Source organism: Amycolatopsis sp. (assembly GCF_035546795.1).
GTDB lineage: Bacteria > Actinomycetota > Actinomycetes > Mycobacteriales > Pseudonocardiaceae > Amycolatopsis_E.
Genome location: NZ_DASZWC010000072.1, coordinates 59,949 through 74,727, shown reverse-complemented (window position 1 = coordinate 74,727; position 14,779 = coordinate 59,949). Strand labels below are relative to the sequence as shown.

19 protein-coding genes are annotated in these 14,779 nt (G+C 71.7%); 9 read left to right on the top strand and 10 right to left on the bottom strand.

Annotation, left to right across the window (positions count from 1 at the left end; translation table 11 throughout):
* Positions 1–132 precede the first annotated feature (132 nt).
* Positions 133–564 (top strand): pyridoxamine 5'-phosphate oxidase family protein, encoded by a 432-nt coding sequence (locus tag VHD82_RS36470; protein WP_325714149.1) that lies wholly within the window; start codon positions 133–135, stop codon positions 562–564.
* Positions 565–569: 5 nt separating this feature from the next.
* Here the strand turns inward: VHD82_RS36470 and VHD82_RS36465 are convergent, their stop codons facing one another.
* On the bottom strand, positions 570–2,291 hold the full coding sequence (locus VHD82_RS36465; RefSeq protein WP_325714147.1) for a GAF domain-containing protein: 1,722 nt from the start codon (positions 2,289–2,291) through the stop codon (positions 570–572).
* Positions 2,292–2,448: 157 nt separating this feature from the next.
* On the opposite strand from VHD82_RS36465, the gene VHD82_RS36460 reads away from it, so the two are divergent.
* From VHD82_RS36460 to VHD82_RS36450, 3 genes are read left to right on the top strand one after another with little or no spacing between them, the layout of a single operon-like run.
* The gene (locus tag VHD82_RS36460; RefSeq protein ID WP_325714145.1) at positions 2,449–3,444 is read left to right on the top strand and encodes an Acg family FMN-binding oxidoreductase; all 996 of its coding nucleotides are present in this window, start codon (positions 2,449–2,451) and stop codon (positions 3,442–3,444) included.
* Positions 3,441–4,382 carry an Acg family FMN-binding oxidoreductase gene (locus VHD82_RS36455; protein ID WP_325714143.1) on the top strand — a complete coding sequence of 314 codons (942 nt, stop codon included), beginning with the start codon at positions 3,441–3,443 and terminating at the stop codon, positions 4,380–4,382. The genes VHD82_RS36460 and VHD82_RS36455 overlap by 4 nt, the downstream gene beginning before the upstream one ends.
* A 3-nt stretch (positions 4,383–4,385) precedes the next feature.
* Positions 4,386–5,135 (top strand): universal stress protein, encoded by a 750-nt coding sequence (locus VHD82_RS36450; protein ID WP_325714141.1) that lies wholly within the window; start codon positions 4,386–4,388, stop codon positions 5,133–5,135.
* Positions 5,136–5,219: 84 nt separating this feature from the next.
* On the opposite strand, the gene tenA is transcribed toward VHD82_RS36450, so the two are convergent.
* The 5 genes from tenA to VHD82_RS36425 form a co-directional block, all read right to left on the bottom strand.
* The gene (gene tenA / locus VHD82_RS36445) at positions 5,220–5,882 is read right to left on the bottom strand and encodes a thiaminase II (RefSeq protein ID WP_325714139.1); all 663 of its coding nucleotides are present in this window, start codon (positions 5,880–5,882) and stop codon (positions 5,220–5,222) included.
* Positions 5,882–6,544, bottom strand: coding sequence for a transcriptional regulator (locus VHD82_RS36440; protein WP_325714137.1), 663 nt, complete (start codon positions 6,542–6,544; stop codon positions 5,882–5,884). Before VHD82_RS36440 ends, tenA begins: the two co-directional genes overlap by 1 nt.
* A gap of 49 nt (positions 6,545–6,593) precedes the next feature.
* Positions 6,594–7,439, bottom strand: coding sequence for a sensor histidine kinase (locus VHD82_RS36435; RefSeq protein ID WP_325714135.1), 846 nt, complete (start codon positions 7,437–7,439; stop codon positions 6,594–6,596).
* A 199-nt stretch (positions 7,440–7,638) separates the two neighbouring features.
* Positions 7,639–8,073 (bottom strand): Hsp20/alpha crystallin family protein, encoded by a 435-nt coding sequence (locus VHD82_RS36430; RefSeq protein ID WP_325714133.1) that lies wholly within the window; start codon positions 8,071–8,073, stop codon positions 7,639–7,641.
* Positions 8,074–8,172: 99 nt separating this feature from the next.
* Entirely contained in the window at positions 8,173–8,511 is a 339-nt protein-coding gene (locus VHD82_RS36425) for an STAS domain-containing protein (RefSeq protein WP_325714131.1), read from the bottom strand.
* 126 nt (positions 8,512–8,637) lie between these two features.
* Between VHD82_RS36425 and VHD82_RS36420 the strand changes: the two genes are divergently transcribed.
* From VHD82_RS36420 to VHD82_RS36400, 5 genes are read left to right on the top strand one after another with little or no spacing between them, the layout of a single operon-like run.
* On the top strand, positions 8,638–9,495 hold the full coding sequence (locus VHD82_RS36420; RefSeq protein ID WP_325714129.1) for an STAS domain-containing protein: 858 nt from the start codon (positions 8,638–8,640) through the stop codon (positions 9,493–9,495).
* Positions 9,492–9,869 carry an STAS domain-containing protein gene (locus VHD82_RS36415; RefSeq protein WP_325714127.1) on the top strand — a complete coding sequence of 126 codons (378 nt, stop codon included), beginning with the start codon at positions 9,492–9,494 and terminating at the stop codon, positions 9,867–9,869. Before VHD82_RS36420 ends, VHD82_RS36415 begins: the two co-directional genes overlap by 4 nt.
* Positions 9,866–10,285: an ATP-binding protein gene (locus tag VHD82_RS36410; protein WP_414637643.1), complete on the top strand. Its 420-nt coding sequence runs from the start codon at positions 9,866–9,868 to the stop codon at positions 10,283–10,285. Before VHD82_RS36415 ends, VHD82_RS36410 begins: the two co-directional genes overlap by 4 nt.
* Positions 10,282–11,277: an ATP-binding protein gene (locus VHD82_RS36405; RefSeq protein WP_325714123.1), complete on the top strand. Its 996-nt coding sequence runs from the start codon at positions 10,282–10,284 to the stop codon at positions 11,275–11,277. The genes VHD82_RS36410 and VHD82_RS36405 overlap by 4 nt, the downstream gene beginning before the upstream one ends.
* Positions 11,274–12,542 carry a PP2C family protein-serine/threonine phosphatase gene (locus VHD82_RS36400; RefSeq protein ID WP_325714121.1) on the top strand — a complete coding sequence of 423 codons (1,269 nt, stop codon included), beginning with the start codon at positions 11,274–11,276 and terminating at the stop codon, positions 12,540–12,542. The genes VHD82_RS36405 and VHD82_RS36400 overlap by 4 nt, the downstream gene beginning before the upstream one ends.
* A gap of 11 nt (positions 12,543–12,553) precedes the next feature.
* On the opposite strand, the gene VHD82_RS36395 is transcribed toward VHD82_RS36400, so the two are convergent.
* The 4 genes from VHD82_RS36395 to VHD82_RS36380 form a co-directional block, all read right to left on the bottom strand.
* Positions 12,554–12,949, bottom strand: a complete 396-nt coding sequence (locus VHD82_RS36395) for an ATP-binding protein (protein ID WP_325714119.1) — start codon at positions 12,947–12,949, stop codon at positions 12,554–12,556.
* Between the two features lie 93 nt (positions 12,950–13,042).
* Positions 13,043–13,423 (bottom strand): PPOX class F420-dependent oxidoreductase, encoded by a 381-nt coding sequence (locus VHD82_RS36390; RefSeq protein WP_325714117.1) that lies wholly within the window; start codon positions 13,421–13,423, stop codon positions 13,043–13,045.
* A gap of 44 nt (positions 13,424–13,467) precedes the next feature.
* Positions 13,468–13,998: a GNAT family N-acetyltransferase gene (locus VHD82_RS36385; protein WP_325714116.1), complete on the bottom strand. Its 531-nt coding sequence runs from the start codon at positions 13,996–13,998 to the stop codon at positions 13,468–13,470.
* Positions 13,995–14,762 (bottom strand): sulfite exporter TauE/SafE family protein, encoded by a 768-nt coding sequence (locus VHD82_RS36380; RefSeq protein WP_325714114.1) that lies wholly within the window; start codon positions 14,760–14,762, stop codon positions 13,995–13,997. Before VHD82_RS36380 ends, VHD82_RS36385 begins: the two co-directional genes overlap by 4 nt.
* Positions 14,763–14,779 lie beyond the last annotated feature (17 nt).

The window sequence follows — 14,779 nt, the reverse complement described above, 5'->3', positions numbered from 1 at the left end:
CCGGCGCGCGTCGCGTGCGCGCCCGGGGTGAATCCGTCATCTCTCCGGTGACTTTGTGCCCTTTCGGGCGCGCCGGAGCCCGGACATGATGACGTGCGTGTCGTCTAGCGCAGTGGCCACCCGGAATAGGTCATGACCGCGCACAGGTTCCAGGAGCTCACCCGCGCCGAGGCACTGGACCTGCTCGGCAGCGTGGGCGTGGGCCGGATCGTGTTCACCCATCAGGCGTTGCCCGCCATCCGCCCGGTCAGCCACCTCCTCGACGACGGCCAGGTGATCGTCCGCGGGAACGCCGGCGCGGGGCTGTCCTCCGTGCTGGACACCGTGGTCGCCTACGAGGCCGACCTGATCTCGCCGTCGGGCGGGATCAGCTGGAGTGTGGTCGTCACCGGGATGGCGCGGCGGCTCCGGGGCGGCGCGGCGCTGGCCCGCTACGAAGAGCTGCTCCGGCCGTGGACGGCGGGGCAGAGCGGCGAAGACTATGTCGTGCGCATCCATCCCGAACTCGTCACCGGCTACAGCATCGTGGACGAAAACAGCGCCCGCGGCGCGGCGTCCGGCTGAGCGGCTCAGGAAACCGGCACCCGCCAGACGAGCCGGGTTCCGCCGCCCTCCGGGGATTCCACGATGAAGCTGCCGTCTGCTTCGCGTGCGCGCTCGGCGAGATTGTGCAGCCCGCTGCGCGCGACCGTCGGTGGCAGGCCCGTGCCGTCGTCGAGCACGTCGATCACCAGGTCGTCGCGGACCGAGACGGTGATCGTCACGGTGCGGGCGCCGGAGTGGCGCACCGCGTTCGACAGTGCCTCCCGCAGCACCGCGTCGGCGTGCTCGCCCAGCTCGGGCGAGACCACGCCGAGCGGCCCGGACATCCGGACCGTGGTCTGCAGCGCGGAGTCTCCGGTGACCTCGGCGATGATCTCGTGCAGCCGCTTGCGCAGCTGGGTGGTGCCCTCCAGGCCGCCGTGCAGGTCGAAGATCGCGGTCCGGATCTCGGCGATGATGCTCTGCACGTCGTCGATCATGTCCGCCAGCCGGGCCTGGATGTCCGGGGAACGGCTGCGCAGCCGGGTGCTCTGCAGCGAAAGACCGTGCGCGAACAGCCGCTGGATGACGTGGTCGTGCAGGTCGCGCGCGATCCGGTCGCGGTCGGCCAGCACCTCCAGCTCGTAGAGCCGGCGCTGGTCGTCGGCCAGCTGCAGGGCCAGCGCGGCCTGATCGGCGAAGGAGGCGGCGAACGTCAGCTGCGCCGGATCGAACTGGTCCGCGCCCGCCGTGCGTACGGCCACCAGCACACCGGACACGGACTCGGCCGACGCGCGCAGCGGCAGCAGGAGCACCGGGCCGAGGCTGTCCTCCAGCCCCTTCGAAAGGTCGTAGAGCAGGCTCGGCGCCTGGCGCGGGACGGCGTCACGGAACGCCGTCCCGCAGCTGGAACCCTCGACCGGGATCTCCCGCCCGGTCAGTTTTCCCGCCTCGGGCCCCGCGCACATCGTGATCACCAGAGTGCTCACGTCGGCGGCAGGCAGTTCGGGGTCGTCCGGCTGGGCCAGGAAGGCGTAGTCGGCACCGGTCAGCGCCAGCGCGCGGTCGGCTATCAGGTGCAGCACGTCACGCGGGTCGGCCGCGCCGAGCAGCTCCGCGCGGATCTCGCTGGTGGCCTCCTGCCACTGCTGCCGCAGCCGTGTTTCCTCGTACAGCCGCGCGTTTTCCACCGCGATGCCCGCCGCGGCGGCCAGCGCCTGCACCACCACTTGGTCGTCTTCGGTGAACGGCTGACCACCCGCCTTCTCGGTGAGGTAGAGATTCCCGAAGACCTTCTCCCGCACCAGGATCGGCACGCCGAGGAAGCTTTTCATCGGCGGATGGTGCGCCGGGAAGCCCGAGGACGCCGGATGCTGGGCCAGATCGTTGAGCCGCAACGGTTTCGGCTGCTCGATGAACAGCCCGAGCAAGCCGTGGCCCTCCGGCAGGCTGCCGATCTCGCGGCGGGTCTCCTCGTCGATGCCCTCGTAGACGAACTCGGCGAGGCCCTCGCCGTCGGCGTTGAGCACGCCCAGCGCCCCGTACCGGCAGTCCACCAGGTCGATCGCCGCGTGCACGATCCGGCGCAGGGTGGCGTCCAGCTCCAGGCCCGCCGCGACCGCGAGCATCGCCTCCAGCAGGAGGTCCATCTGGTCGCGCGCGCTGACCAGCTGCTCCACCCGGTCCTGTACTTCGCCGAGCAGCTCACGAAGGCGTAGCTGGGAAAGGGTTCCGCGTAACGAGGGCTGGCCGCTCCCTTCTGCAGGCATGCAGCCAGCTTGGCACCGACCCGGCCGGAAAACCAGGACGGACAGCCCATCGGCCAAGAGCACAAAGACCCGTCAACCCGGGACACCGTCCTCTGCCCGGCCCGGGCGCGGTCGCGGGAAGGTGCGAAGCGAACCCGGCCCGCATTGGGAGTCCGCGATGACCGTAACCCACCCACAGCCCCCGGATCCGGTCGCGCTCGCGCTGGAGGCGGCCGTCCGGGCCCCGTCCCCGCACAACACCCAGCCCTGGCGTTTCGAGCTTGGCCGCGACCGGATCGACGTGCTGCTGGACCCGGCGCGCGTGCTCCCGGTCGCCGACGGCGATGCCAGGGAGGCGCGATTGTCTTGTGGCGCGGCGATTCTGAACATCCAGCTGGCGCTGCGCGCGGCCGGTCGCGCCTCGGCCGTACGGCTGCTGCCCCAGCGTGCCCGGCCGGATCTGCTGGCCACGATCATGCTGCGCTCGTCCTGCCGGCCGACGCCGGAGGACCGGGCACTGGCGCGGGCGGTGCTGTTCCGGCGCAGCAACCGGCGCCCCTTCACCGAACGCCCGGTGCCGCGGTGGGTGCGGCACGCGCTGATGCACGCCGCCGCCGTGGAAGGCGCCGAACTCGCGCTGCTGGAACGGCCCGCGGATCTCGACCAGCTGGCCGCGCTGCTGCGCCACGCCGAGTACCTGCAGCGGGAGGACCCGGAGTTCCAGGCCGAGCTGAGCCGGTGGACCTGTGGGGACGGCGACCGTGACGACGGGGTGCCGGCCGGGGTGGGCGGGCCGCGCCCGGAACCGGGAACTTTGCTGACACTGCGCCGATATCCGGACTCCGACGACAGGCCGGAGCGGCCGTACGAGCGCGATCCGCTGGTGGCCGTGCTCGGGTCCTTCACCGACACCGCGCTGGCCCAGCTGCGCACCGGCCAGGCGATGCAGCGGGTGCTGCTGACCGGCACGACGGCCGGGGTCAGCGCGTCGTTCCTGTCGCAGCCGGTGGAGATCCCGTACAGCCGGGTTTCGCTGCGGCGCCTGCTCGGCGATCGCGCGTACCCGCAGGTGGTGCTGCGCATCGGCTACGGGTACGCCGCGCCGCCGACCCCGCGGCGACGGCCGGAAACCGTTACCCGGTACCGGTCCTTGGCCGAGGGGGCGGCACGATGACGAGCTGGTCCGCCACTGAAACCGGGGTGCTGGCCGGCGCGGCGGCCCGCGCCCCGTCGGTGCACCACAGCAGGCCCTGGGCGCTGGAGCCCGGCGACGGCGTGGTGGACCTCGTCGAGCGGCCCGACGCGGGGCCGCCGCTACACGACCCCACCGGACGGGACCGGATGATCTCGTGTGGCGCGGCATTGGCCAACCTCGAACTCGCCGTGCAGGCCCTGGGGTACCGTCCCGCGTCCGCGTTGTTCCCCGAACCGGCGCGACCCGGCCTGGTGGCGCGCGTGCGGACCGACGGCCGCCGGGACGCGACCGCCCGCGAGGTCGAGCGGTACTCCGCGATCTTCCGGCGCCGCAGCTACCGCGCTCCGTTCAGCCTGCATCCCGTGCCGGCCGGGGCGCTCCGTTCCCTCGTCGACGCGGCCGGCGCACCCGGGGCCGGCCTCCGGGTGGTGCACGGCCTGGCGGAGTTCACCACGCTCGCGGATCTGTTCGGCACGGCGGCGAAAACGCTGCGCGAGGACCGGGCCTACCAGCGTGAACTGGTGGCGTGGACCGGCCGGTTCCCGGAGCGTTTCGAGGAGGTCTCCACGCCACCGTGGACGGGACTGGTCACCGGCCGCACCACGGTGCCCGACCGGATCACGCTCACCGAACGGCTGCGGGCCGAGACCATGGCCGTGCTGGTCACCGAAGGCGACACCCGCGCCGACCACCTGAGGGCGGGCATGGCGCTGCAGCGCGGCTGGCTGGCCGCGATCACCGACGGGCTGGCCGGGTCGGTGCTGACCCAGCCGCTGCGGCTGCCCGAGGTTCGTGCCGGGCTGGTGGAACGGCTGCGGCTGAGCGGATATCCTCAGCTGATTCTGCGTTTCGGCTATCCGGTCACCGCCACCCCCGCCACTCCGGTGGCGGCGCTGGCCCGGCCAGGGGAGGGGTGAGCCGTGCACCGTTTCGTCGTGGCCGGGGTCGACGGTTCGTGGCCCGCCCTGGACGCGGCGCGCTGGGCCGCCCGCGCCGCCCGGCGCCGTGAGCTGCCGCTGACCATCGTGCATGCCTGCCCCGCCGGTCCCGGCGTCGCCGTGGAACAGGGACGGGAATGGCTTGGCGAAGCCGGGATCGAGGCGCGGCGGCTGACCGGCACGCCGGTGCGCACCGGCCTGCGCCGCGGGTTGCCGAGCGAGCAGCTGGTGCTCGCGTCCGGTGAAGCGGAGACGATCGTGATCGGCTCGCGCGGGCTCGGCGGGATGACCGGGCTGCTGCTGGGTTCGGTGGCGCTCGCGCTGGCGACGCACGCGCACTGCCCGGTTGTGGTGGTGCGCGGGGAAACGCCGCTCGCGGACGGCCCGGTGGTCGTCGGCGTGGACGGCTCGGCGTGCGGTGACGCGGCTGTCGGCTTCGCGTTCGAGGAGGCGGCGTCGCAGGAGGCCCCGCTCGTGGCGGTGCGAGCCTCGGCGGGCCGCGTGGATCTCGACGAGTATCTGGCGCCGTGGCAGGCGAAGTACCCGGATGTCACCGTGCGCGGGGAACTGGCCGACGATCGCCCGGCGCGCGCGATCCTGCGGTCGGCACCGGACGCGCGGCTGGTGGTGGTGGGCTCGCGGACGAGCGGCCCGATCGGTCTCGGATCGACCAGCAAAGCATTGCTACGCAACGCGGACTGCCCCGTGGCTGTCACCCGCGCCGCGGAGTGAGCCGGGCGCGTTACCAGTCGGGCGGGCACGGCCTGCAGCCGATCTGCTCGTAGGAACCCATTTCCCGCGGTGGCTGCCGTCGGGTCAGTAACGAACGGCACGGTGGATGGCGGGCCAGCCTTCCTCGCGCCACGCCATCTCCCAGAACGCGAGCTCGTACCGGCTGCTGGCCAGGAACACCCGCTCCAGCCCCGCGGTCGGGGTATACCGATCGGTCAACTCACGCAGCCAGCCGACCAGCGCGGTGAACTCGGGCGACGAATACATCTCCACCCAGCGCCCGTAGCGTTCGTGCGCACCGTCCGCGGCCAGCCGCAGGCCGATTTCGTTGAACCCCCACATACAGGGCAGCAGACCCACCAGCAGGTCGGCGAAATCACCGATCGCGGCCGTCCGCAGCAGGAAATCCGCGTAGCCACGGGTGGTGGGGGCAGGCTCCTCGCGGGCCAGGTCGGCAGCGTCGATCCCCAGTTCCGCGGAGTACGAACGGTGCAGCGACATCTCCTCGTGCAAAGTTTCGTTCAGCAGCTCGGCGAACCGGGTCATGGTGTCCAGATCGGGAGCGCGCGCGGCGGCCAGCGCCAGCAGCCGGGCGTACTCGACGAGGAACACGTAGTCCTGCCGGATCCAGAACCGGAACCGGGACGGCGGCAGCGTCCCGTCGCCGAGGCCGCGGACGAACGGGTGGGCGTGCTGCGCGCGCCAGATCTCGTCGGCCGCCGACCGCAGCTGCTCGCTGAGCGCCACTACAGTCCCTCCGCCAGCGCGTCCCAGAACGAAAGCTCGTAGGCCTGCAACAGTCGCGTGGCCCGTCGCGCCAATACCGGCGACGCGCCCCCGGACAGGGCCTCGTCGATGACCACCAGCGCGCGCTCCTCGAAACCGGCCGGAGGCTCGGCGAAGAACTCGAAGAAGGCCACCGCGGCGTCGTCGGCACCGTAGACCGTGCGCAGCGATGAGGCGACCTGCCCGCAGTTCGCGCCCCAGGCGGCGAGGTTCGCGGTGAACGCGAGCGCGACGTCGGCGGGCGAACCGTTGAGGGCCAGCCAGGATACATACGCCGGATACGCCTGTGCGCCGGGAAGTGGTTCGTACGAACGGATTTCGTCCTCGGCGAGGCCGAGCCAGAAGGCGTAGCCCCGCAGCGCGCCGAGCGCCGCGCCCTCGCCTCCGGCCAGGTTCAGGAAGAAGTCACTCGCGGGCCCGGTGGGGAACCGGGCGGCGAGCTGCGCGAAACTGCGCCGGTCGCTGCTCACGATGAGGTACTGCTCGGCGGCCAGCGCGCGCAGCCTCGCCTCGGGCACGGCATGGTCGCGCAGCAGAGCCAGGAACCGGTGGCCGCTGATGGCCTGGGCTGTCCCGGCCAACTCGTCCCGCGTCCGACTGAGCAGTTCCCGTACGTCGTCCATGCTTCCCTGTCTACCCGGAATCGCGAGTGGACGCCGCTCGAAAGCGCTTTCAGAAACCGTCGAACCGGACCTGGAGGCGGCAACCGGGCCCGGCGTCGGTCAGCAGCACCGTCCCGTCCCAGCGGGCCGCGTACGCCCGCGCCGAGGTGAGGCCGAAGCCGGTCGTGCGGGCACCGAGGCGGAGCCCGGCGCCGTCGTCCTGTACTTCGATTTCGTTGCGGTGCAAGCGGATCGTCACCTTCGTCGCACTCTCGTTGCGGATGACGTCCCCCAGCGCGTCCCGGACGATGCGGTACGCGTCCTCGTGCAGCTCCACCGGGGGCTCGCCGTGACACTCGACCGCCACCCGCAGTCGCGTCGACGCCTCGACCGACGCCGCGTGCGCCCGCACCGCTTCGGCGAACCCGCCCGCCAGCTCCGGCGGATGCAGTCGCGCGACGAGCCCGCGAAGTTCGGTCAAGGTGGCCGTGGACAGTGTCAGCATCTCCTCGGCCGCGCGCTGGACATGGGCGTCGTTGCCCCGGCGTAGTTTTAGCGCTCTCGCGTGCTTGCGCAGGGAAAGGATGTGGTGCAGCAGGGAATCGTTCAGCCGCCGTGCGAGCAGGGCGCGCTCCGCGAGCTCGCCCTCGTGCCGAAGCGCCGCGACGGCGGCCTCGTCCGCCCGGCGCTCCAGGAAGTCCACTGTGGACTCCGGCGGTGGCCGGCCGGGTTCGTAGAACGCCTTGAGCATCCCGAGCCGGCGGCCGTTCACCCGCAACGGCAGGCTGATCACTCCGCAGCCGGACACGTCTTCGCGGCCCGCGCTGACCGAGAACCCCTCGCCGGCGATGCGTACGGTCTGGACCCGCCCGGCCAGTACGGTGTCCGCGGCGAGTTCGCTCAGGGTGTCTGCCACCGGTCCAGTATCACCGGGGAGGTCCGGCAACGGAATACACGCGCGCGGACGACGGCGCGAAAAGCCGTGAACCGGCCCCCTGCCAACGAATCGGCCAACACGCCCCGGCCCCTCGGGGGAGCGGGGCCGGGGCGCCGGAAGGCCCGGGGCTGGAGGGGGACGCCGCGCCCCGGGCCTGGCTTCGACGGGCGGAAAGCGCTTACTTGCCGGTGATCTCGATACGGCGCGGCCTGGCCGCGTCGACCTTCGGCACCCGGACGGTGAGCACGCCCTCTTCGAGTACGGCCTCGACCTTGTCGCCGTCGACATCACGCGGAAGCGTGAGCCGGTAAGAGAACTTGCCGGTGCGACGGGCACGGCGGTGGAAGCGGCCTTCGCGCTCTTTCTCCTTCAGCTCGCCGGTGACGGCCAGCCGGTTTCCGGTCACCTCGACCGCGACGTCGTCCCGGACGACCCCGGGCAGCTCGACGTCGAGCACGTACTCCTGCTCGGTCTCCGAAACGTCGGCACGCGGCGCCCACGCCTGGGGCGCCTGCTCGGCCCGGCCGGCGAAGTCCTCGAACCAGCGGTCGAGGTCACGGAACGGGTCCCAGCGGCTCAAGGTGCCTGCCGAACGCATGGCGGACTGCGCCATGTCGCTCACCTCCTGAAGACTTCGGCCCGCCCATCGGGCCGCACACCTCTTAAGACGAAGTTGAGCCGCCGTTTGTTCCCAAAGTTGAGTCGGATCGACTCAATCGCTGAGGGCGAACACGTCGCTCAGGCCGGTCAGATCCAGGATCCGGCGCGCGTACGGGTTGACGTTGACGAGTTCGATCTCACCGCCACGCTCGCCCGCCTGCGAGTGGGCGCGGACCAGCGCGCTGATGCACGCCGAATCGAAGAACGACAGATCCGCGAAGTCGAACACCAGTTTCGTGGCGCCGCCGTCGAGCAGTTCGTGCACGGCCTGGTCCAGCTGCCGTACGGCGGAATGGTCGATCTCGCCGAGCAGCTTGATCCGTCCGGTGTCCCCGGCGCTTTCCACGCCGACGGCGCTGCCACCGGCGCCGAGCTCCTCTTGCCTTCTCACAGCGGTCCTTCCTTCTTGTCCATGGCCCCGGTTTGTTCTCCGGTGCCGGGTGTTTTAGCTTTGCCGCAAAAGCAGGACAACCTTGCGCGGACGTTACCGCGTTCGCGGCGATGGAGCTTGGGAGCGATGACGACACCTACGGACGCGGAGATCAACTCCATTGTCAGCCAGTTTCTCGACCGGCACGGCGAAACGATCGTGGGTGAGTGGTCGGGCGCGCAGTTCTTCCAGGGCAGCGACCACGAACAGGCGGTGCTCGACGGCGGTGAGGTGCTCGCCGGGCTGCGCCGCGCGGTTTCGGCCGGAGAGGGCGACAATCCGGAGGCGGCGGGCTTCGCCGACATCCGCACGCTCCTGCAAGCCCTTGCCGTGCAACAGGAACACAACACGAACCTGGTCTCGCAGACCGCGCGCCAGATGAGCGCGCTGAAGAAACCGCTGCTGTGGCTGTGGCACGAGGAACAGTCCGGGCAGGGCGCGGAGTCCCACGGCGCCGCGGTGCTCAGCAGCGCGGTGGACACCCTCGGCCTGATCCTGCTCGACGCCGCGCTCTCCGCGGGCCGGGACACCATCGCCAGCCAGCGCGAGCAGCTCGCCGAGCTGTCCACCCCGGTGATCAACCTGTGGGAGGGCATCCTCGCCATCCCGCTGATCGGCACCCTCGACACCATGCGCAGCCAAGTCGCCACCGAAAGCCTCCTGGAGGCGATCCTCGACCAGCAGGCGAAGGTCGCCATCCTCGACATCACCGGGGTACCGACGGTCGACACGATGGTGGCCCAGCATCTGCTGCGCACGGCGCTGGCCGCGCGGCTGATGGGCGCCGAATGCGTGATCAGCGGCATCCGCCCGCAGATCGCGCACACCATGGTGCAGCTGGGCATCGACCTCGGCGACGTGGTGACCAGGGCCCGGCTCTCGGACGCGTTCCAGTACGCGCTGGGCAGTCTCGGGCTGACGATCGGACAGGACGCCGCCGGATGAACCGGGTGCCGGTCGTCAACGTCGACGGGGTCCTGCTGGTCACCATCCAGGACGAGCTCGTCGACGATTCGGTCGCCGAACTGCAGCAGCACATCACGGAGCAGGTCGTGGCGCAGCGCGCCCGCGGGGTGCTGATCGACATCTCGGTGCTCGACGTGGTGGATTCGTTCCTGGCCCGCACTTTGCACGACATCGCGGCGGCCACGTCGCTGCTGGCGGCGCGGACGGTCGTCGTCGGTATGCGGCCGGCGGTCGCGATCACGCTCGTCGAGCTCGGCCTGATGCTGCCGGGCCTGCGCACGGCCCTGTCGGTCGAGGACGCCCTGGCTCTGCTCGGCCGCGGTGGCGGAGTGGTGCGGGCGGCACGTCCGTGAGCCGGGAAGGGTCTGCCACGACTGTGGTGATCCAGACCGAGACCGACATCGTGCTGGTGCGCCAGGCCACCAGGGAGGCCGCGCTCGCCGCCGGGTTCAGCCTGGTGCAGCAGACGAAACTGGTCACCGCGGCCAGCGAGCTGGCCCGCAACGCGCTCGTCTACGGCGGCGGCGGGAAGGCCGAGATCGAGGTCGAGGAAACCGCGCAGACCGGCACGGTGTGGCTCACCTTCATCGACTCCGGGCCCGGCATTCCCGACATCGAGCGCGCGCTGACCGACGGCTATACCACCGGCTCCGGGCTCGGCCTCGGGCTGGGCGGGGCGCGCAGGCTGGCCGACCGGTTCCACATCGAGTCGGCGCCGGGACAGGGCACCGTGATCAAACTCGCCATTTCCACCCGCAGGAAGACATGACACGGACCGACCTGGTGGTGTCGGACGACAGCCACGTCAGCCGGGCCCGACGGCTCGCCGCGGCGGCGGCCCAGCGGGCCGGGCTCCCGGCCGCGCAGGTGCACCGGGTCGCGCTGGCGGCGACGGAGCTGGCCACGAACCTGATCAAGCACGCCGGCCGGGGGGTGATGTCGGTGCTGCACATCCCGGGTGCGCTCGACGTGCTGGCCACCGACCGCGGGCCGGGTATCGAGCGCCTGGAGGAAAGCCTGCGCGACGGCTATTCCACGGTCGGCACCATGGGTGGCGGGCTCGGTGGCGCCCGCCGCGCGGCCGACTTCTTCGACGTCTACACGCTGCTCGGCCGGGGCACGTCGGTGCTGGCCCGCTGGCACACCGGCGAACCCGCGTTGCCCGGCTTGTCGCTGGGGGCCGCCCGGCTGACCGCGCCGGGCGAGACTTCGTGCGGGGACATGTGGACCGCGGTCGAGAAGGACGGGCTGGTGACGGTGATGCTCAGCGACGGGCTCGGTCACGGCGACGCCGCCGCGGCCGCCAGCCAGGCCGCCGTCGACGTCGTGGCGGCGAGCGCGCAGCTGCACCCGGCACGTATTCTCGGCGTGATGCAGTCAGCACTGGCCCGCACCCGCGGCGCGACCGTGGCCGTGGCCCAGCTGGCCACGGCCGACGGGCGGCTGCGCTTCTGCGGCATCGGGAACATCGCGGTCCGCCACTACCCGAGCCCGCCGGAGAAGGTGCGGCGGTTGCTCTCGCGGCCGGGCATCGTGGGGGCGGCCAACGCCGGCAACCCGAGGGATTCCGCCGAATCGTGGTCCCCATCCGGCCGGCTGGTCCTGCACACTGACGGGGTGTCCGATCGCTGGAACGCCGACGACTGGCCGGGTCTGTTCCGGCACGACCCGGCCATCGTCGCTGCCTGGATACTCGGGCAGCGCGGCCGCGGCCGCGACGACGCCTGCGTGGTGGTGGCCGCCGGGGGCGCGCGGCGATGACCGACACCCGGCACGAGGACGTCGTGCGTGAGCTGCGCCGGACGGTCGAACGCCAGCAGCGCGAGCTGGAGATGCACCGCACCGAGCTGGAACAGACCAACGCCGGCCTGCTCGCGCTGCACGCCGAAGTCGAACGCCAGCGGCAGCGCTCGGCGTTCCTTGACGACGTGAGCCGTTCCGTGTCGGCCTCGCTGCGCGGGCACGAGGTCGCGGAAGCGTTGGTGGGACTGGTGATCCGCGAGGGCGTCGCGACCTCGGCCGACGTGTGGCTGCTCGGCGACGACAGGCGCGTGCACCGCCAACCGCGTCCCGGCGGCAAACCGGACGCGCCGGTGCAACGGGTACTGGCCACGCGCGAACCGGTCACCGCGCCCGGCCGCGCGCTCGTCCCGCTGACCGTCGGGCCCATCCTGCTGGGCGTGCTCGACGTCCGCCGCGACGGGCAGGAGTTCGGCGAAGACGACGTGGCGTTCGTGGCCGCGGTCGCCGCGCGGGCCGCCGTCGGGCTGCGGAACGCCGGCGAGTACGAGCGTGAACGTGAGCTGGCGGAACGACTTCAGCGTGCGATGCTGCCCACTTTGGACACTCCGGGCGACCTCGAACTGTGCGCGCGCTACCTGCCGGCGGCGCGTGGGGTCAACGTCGGCGGGGACTGGTTCGACGCCTTCACCCGCCCCGACGGGAGCGTCGTGCTCACCGTCGGGGACGTCACCGGGCACGGCCTCGACGCCGCGGTGATCATGGGGAAGCTCCAGAACGCCCTGCGCGCCTACGCCACCGAAGGCCATGGCCCCGCCGAGACTTTGCGGCTGACGCACGCACTTCTGCGCGGCTGGCACAGTCCGTTGCTGGCCACGGCCGTGGTGCTGGAGCTGTGGCTGGAGACGGGCCGGATCCGCTGGGCCAACGCCGGGCACCTGCCGGTGTTCGTCGCGGGCGAGGACGGCGCCGTGCGCGCGCTGGATCAGCCGAACGCGCCGCTGATGGGGGTGCCGTTCGATTTCGTCATCCACGAGTACGAGACCGCGCTGCGTCCCGGCGACACGGCGCTGCTCTACACCGACGGCCTGGTGGAGCGGCGCAGCAGGCCCATCGACACCGGGATGGACCGGCTGGCGGAGGTGTTCGAGACGGTGTGCGGGCTGGCCACCGACGAAGCGGGGGACCGGATCCTGGCCGAGATGCTCGATGCCGCGGACCACGACGACGACGTGTGCCTGCTGCTGTGCCGCTGGGCGGCGAAGGAGGCGGAACTACCGGCTTGACCGGCGGCGGCTCAGCCGAACCGGAACTCGGCCCACACCCATTTCCCGGAACCGGCGCGGTGATGCCCCCAGGCCGCGCTGATCGCCTCGATCAGCGCGAGACCGCGGCCCCGCGGCGAGTGCTCGTCCGGGTGCCGGCGGACCGGCTCGGCGTCCGCCTCGTCACGGACCGAAAGCCGGACCACGCCGCCGGTAAGCCGCAACGCGATCTCGACCTCGCCGTGCCCGTGCTCGACGGCGTTGGTGACCAGTTCCGACGCCGCCAGCACGATGTCCTCGGCGAGCTCGGCCGGTACCGGCCAGGAGCGCAAGGTCTCGGCCACGAAGGCCCTGGCGTCACCGGCGGAGTGGACTGTCGGCGGAAGATGTCTGTGTGCGCTGGGTGGTTCGTCCAGCGCGCCGCTCACAGGGCCTCTCGCACGGCTCATCCTCCATCTCGGGCGTCACCGCCACAGTAGTAACCATCCGCGCCCCCGTGCCAGCCGTAGGCCCACCTCGTGTCAGGGCCGGGGCCGTAGCTCGTAGTGCAGCGTCTGGTAGCGCTTCATGCGGTGGGCGAGCGGCACCAGGAAACCGTGCAGGAACCGGTGTTCCCGCGCGATGAGGCGCCGGGCGTGCTCGGCTTCCTCGCCGTCGATCCGCCGTACGGTCGCGCGCATGGCCGGGCCCGTCGTCCGGCCCGTGAGGGTGGACGGCGCGATCTCCACCTCGGGGTTGTTGCGCATCCGCTTGACCTTCCATGCCTTGTCGTAGGTGTGGAAGTAGGCGTGGTCGCCTTCGACGGCGATGGTCACCGGGGTGCCCACCGGTGTCCCGTCGCGTTTGAACGTGGTCAGCAGGACCGTGGGGTGCTTGGCGAAATAGGCCAGTGTCGTAGTCATGTTTCCAGGACGGCGCGCCCCGCCGGTTCGTGACAGCCGGCGGGTTACCAGACGTCGCCGTCGCGCCAGTCGCAGGTGAGGGCGGCGTCGAGGTCAAGCGGGCGCGCGGCCGGGAAGACGTACACCGCGCCTTCCTCGTCCGGCGTCGGGCGGAGCCCGGACGGGGTGAGCGCCGACAGGGGGCCGCGCCACGGGAGCCAGCCGCGAGAGCGGTAGAACGGCACGGCCTCGTCGGTGGCGCCCAGCGCGCCCACGTCGTAGGCGCCGCGCACGAACCGTTCCAGCTCGGCCATCATCGCCGCCCCGTGGCCGTGGCGTTCACGGGTGACCGCGACGCCCTCGACGTACCCGGCTCGCAGGGCTTTTCCCTTGTGCAGCAGGCGTCTCTGCACGAGCGCGGCATGTCCGACCAGCTCCGGGCCGTCCCAGGCCAGCGCGTGCATCCCGCCAAGGCAGTGCTCCCAGTCGTCCTCGGCCATGTCGTCGAAGACCTCGTACAGCAGCGCACGCGCCGCGCCCAGCACGTCGGCGCTGAGTTCGGCGGTGTGCGCGGTGCGGATCACGAACGTCATCATTCCAGCACGACGGCCATCAGCGCGACGGCGAGCAGCCCGACGTACGCGATCGCGTGGGCCCGGTCGGGGATCCGGTTCACCACCCGGCGCAGCAGCGCGATCGTCGGCAGCGAGCCGCAGAGCAGCGCGGCGCCCGCGACGAGATCGACGGAACCGACCTGCCCACCGCCGGTGCTGTTACCAGCGAAGGCGTAGATCACAGTCGCCACCGCCGCCACCGGGACCGTCAGCGGGTTCGCCGTCGCGGCGGCATCGGCCATCGGCAAACCCTTGCGGCGCAACAAGGGCACGGTCATCACGCTACCGCCGACACCGAGGAAACCCGCCACGGCACCGATGGCCGTGCCGCCGCCGATCCGCGTCGCCCTGCTCAGCGGCCGCGGCGACGCGTCCTGGCGCGCGAGGAAACCCCGTCGCAGCAGACTGTCCACAATGGTCACCGCGAGGTAGGCGATGAACAAGGCGCGCAGCAGGGCATCGCCGGTGAACGTGGCCGCGAACGAACCGAGCACGGCGCCCAGCGCGATGAACCCGGCCAGTGGCCACAAATACCCCGCTCGTAACCGTCCCGCCCGCCACTGCGCGACCGTCGCACCGGCGGAGTTCACGACCATCACCGCCGCGGAGGTGGCCACCGCGACGTGCATGGAGTCCACGAGTGCCACCACCGGGACGGTGACGAAGCCGCCGCCGAATCCGAACAGGACAGTGGTGACGCCGCTGAGAAAGCCGAACGCGAGCAGGATCAGGATCGTGGTGAGCACTGCGCCGACGTTAGGTC

Coding starts and splice junctions, on each gene's coding strand:
- VHD82_RS36470 (WP_325714149.1), top strand. CDS start 133: ATGACCGCGCACAGGTTCCAGGAGCTCACCCGCGCCGAGGCACTGGAC.
- VHD82_RS36465 (WP_325714147.1), bottom strand. CDS start 2,291: ATGCCTGCAGAAGGGAGCGGCCAGCCCTCGTTACGCGGAACCCTTTCC.
- VHD82_RS36460 (WP_325714145.1), top strand. CDS start 2,449: ATGACCGTAACCCACCCACAGCCCCCGGATCCGGTCGCGCTCGCGCTG.
- VHD82_RS36455 (WP_325714143.1), top strand. CDS start 3,441: ATGACGAGCTGGTCCGCCACTGAAACCGGGGTGCTGGCCGGCGCGGCG.
- VHD82_RS36440 (WP_325714137.1), bottom strand. CDS start 6,544: ATGGACGACGTACGGGAACTGCTCAGTCGGACGCGGGACGAGTTGGCC.
- VHD82_RS36430 (WP_325714133.1), bottom strand. CDS start 8,073: ATGGCGCAGTCCGCCATGCGTTCGGCAGGCACCTTGAGCCGCTGGGAC.
- VHD82_RS36420 (WP_325714129.1), top strand. CDS start 8,638: ATGACGACACCTACGGACGCGGAGATCAACTCCATTGTCAGCCAGTTT.
- VHD82_RS36415 (WP_325714127.1), top strand. CDS start 9,492: ATGAACCGGGTGCCGGTCGTCAACGTCGACGGGGTCCTGCTGGTCACC.
- VHD82_RS36405 (WP_325714123.1), top strand. CDS start 10,282: ATGACACGGACCGACCTGGTGGTGTCGGACGACAGCCACGTCAGCCGG.
- VHD82_RS36400 (WP_325714121.1), top strand. CDS start 11,274: ATGACCGACACCCGGCACGAGGACGTCGTGCGTGAGCTGCGCCGGACG.
- VHD82_RS36390 (WP_325714117.1), bottom strand. CDS start 13,423: ATGACTACGACACTGGCCTATTTCGCCAAGCACCCCACGGTCCTGCTG.
- VHD82_RS36385 (WP_325714116.1), bottom strand. CDS start 13,998: ATGATGACGTTCGTGATCCGCACCGCGCACACCGCCGAACTCAGCGCC.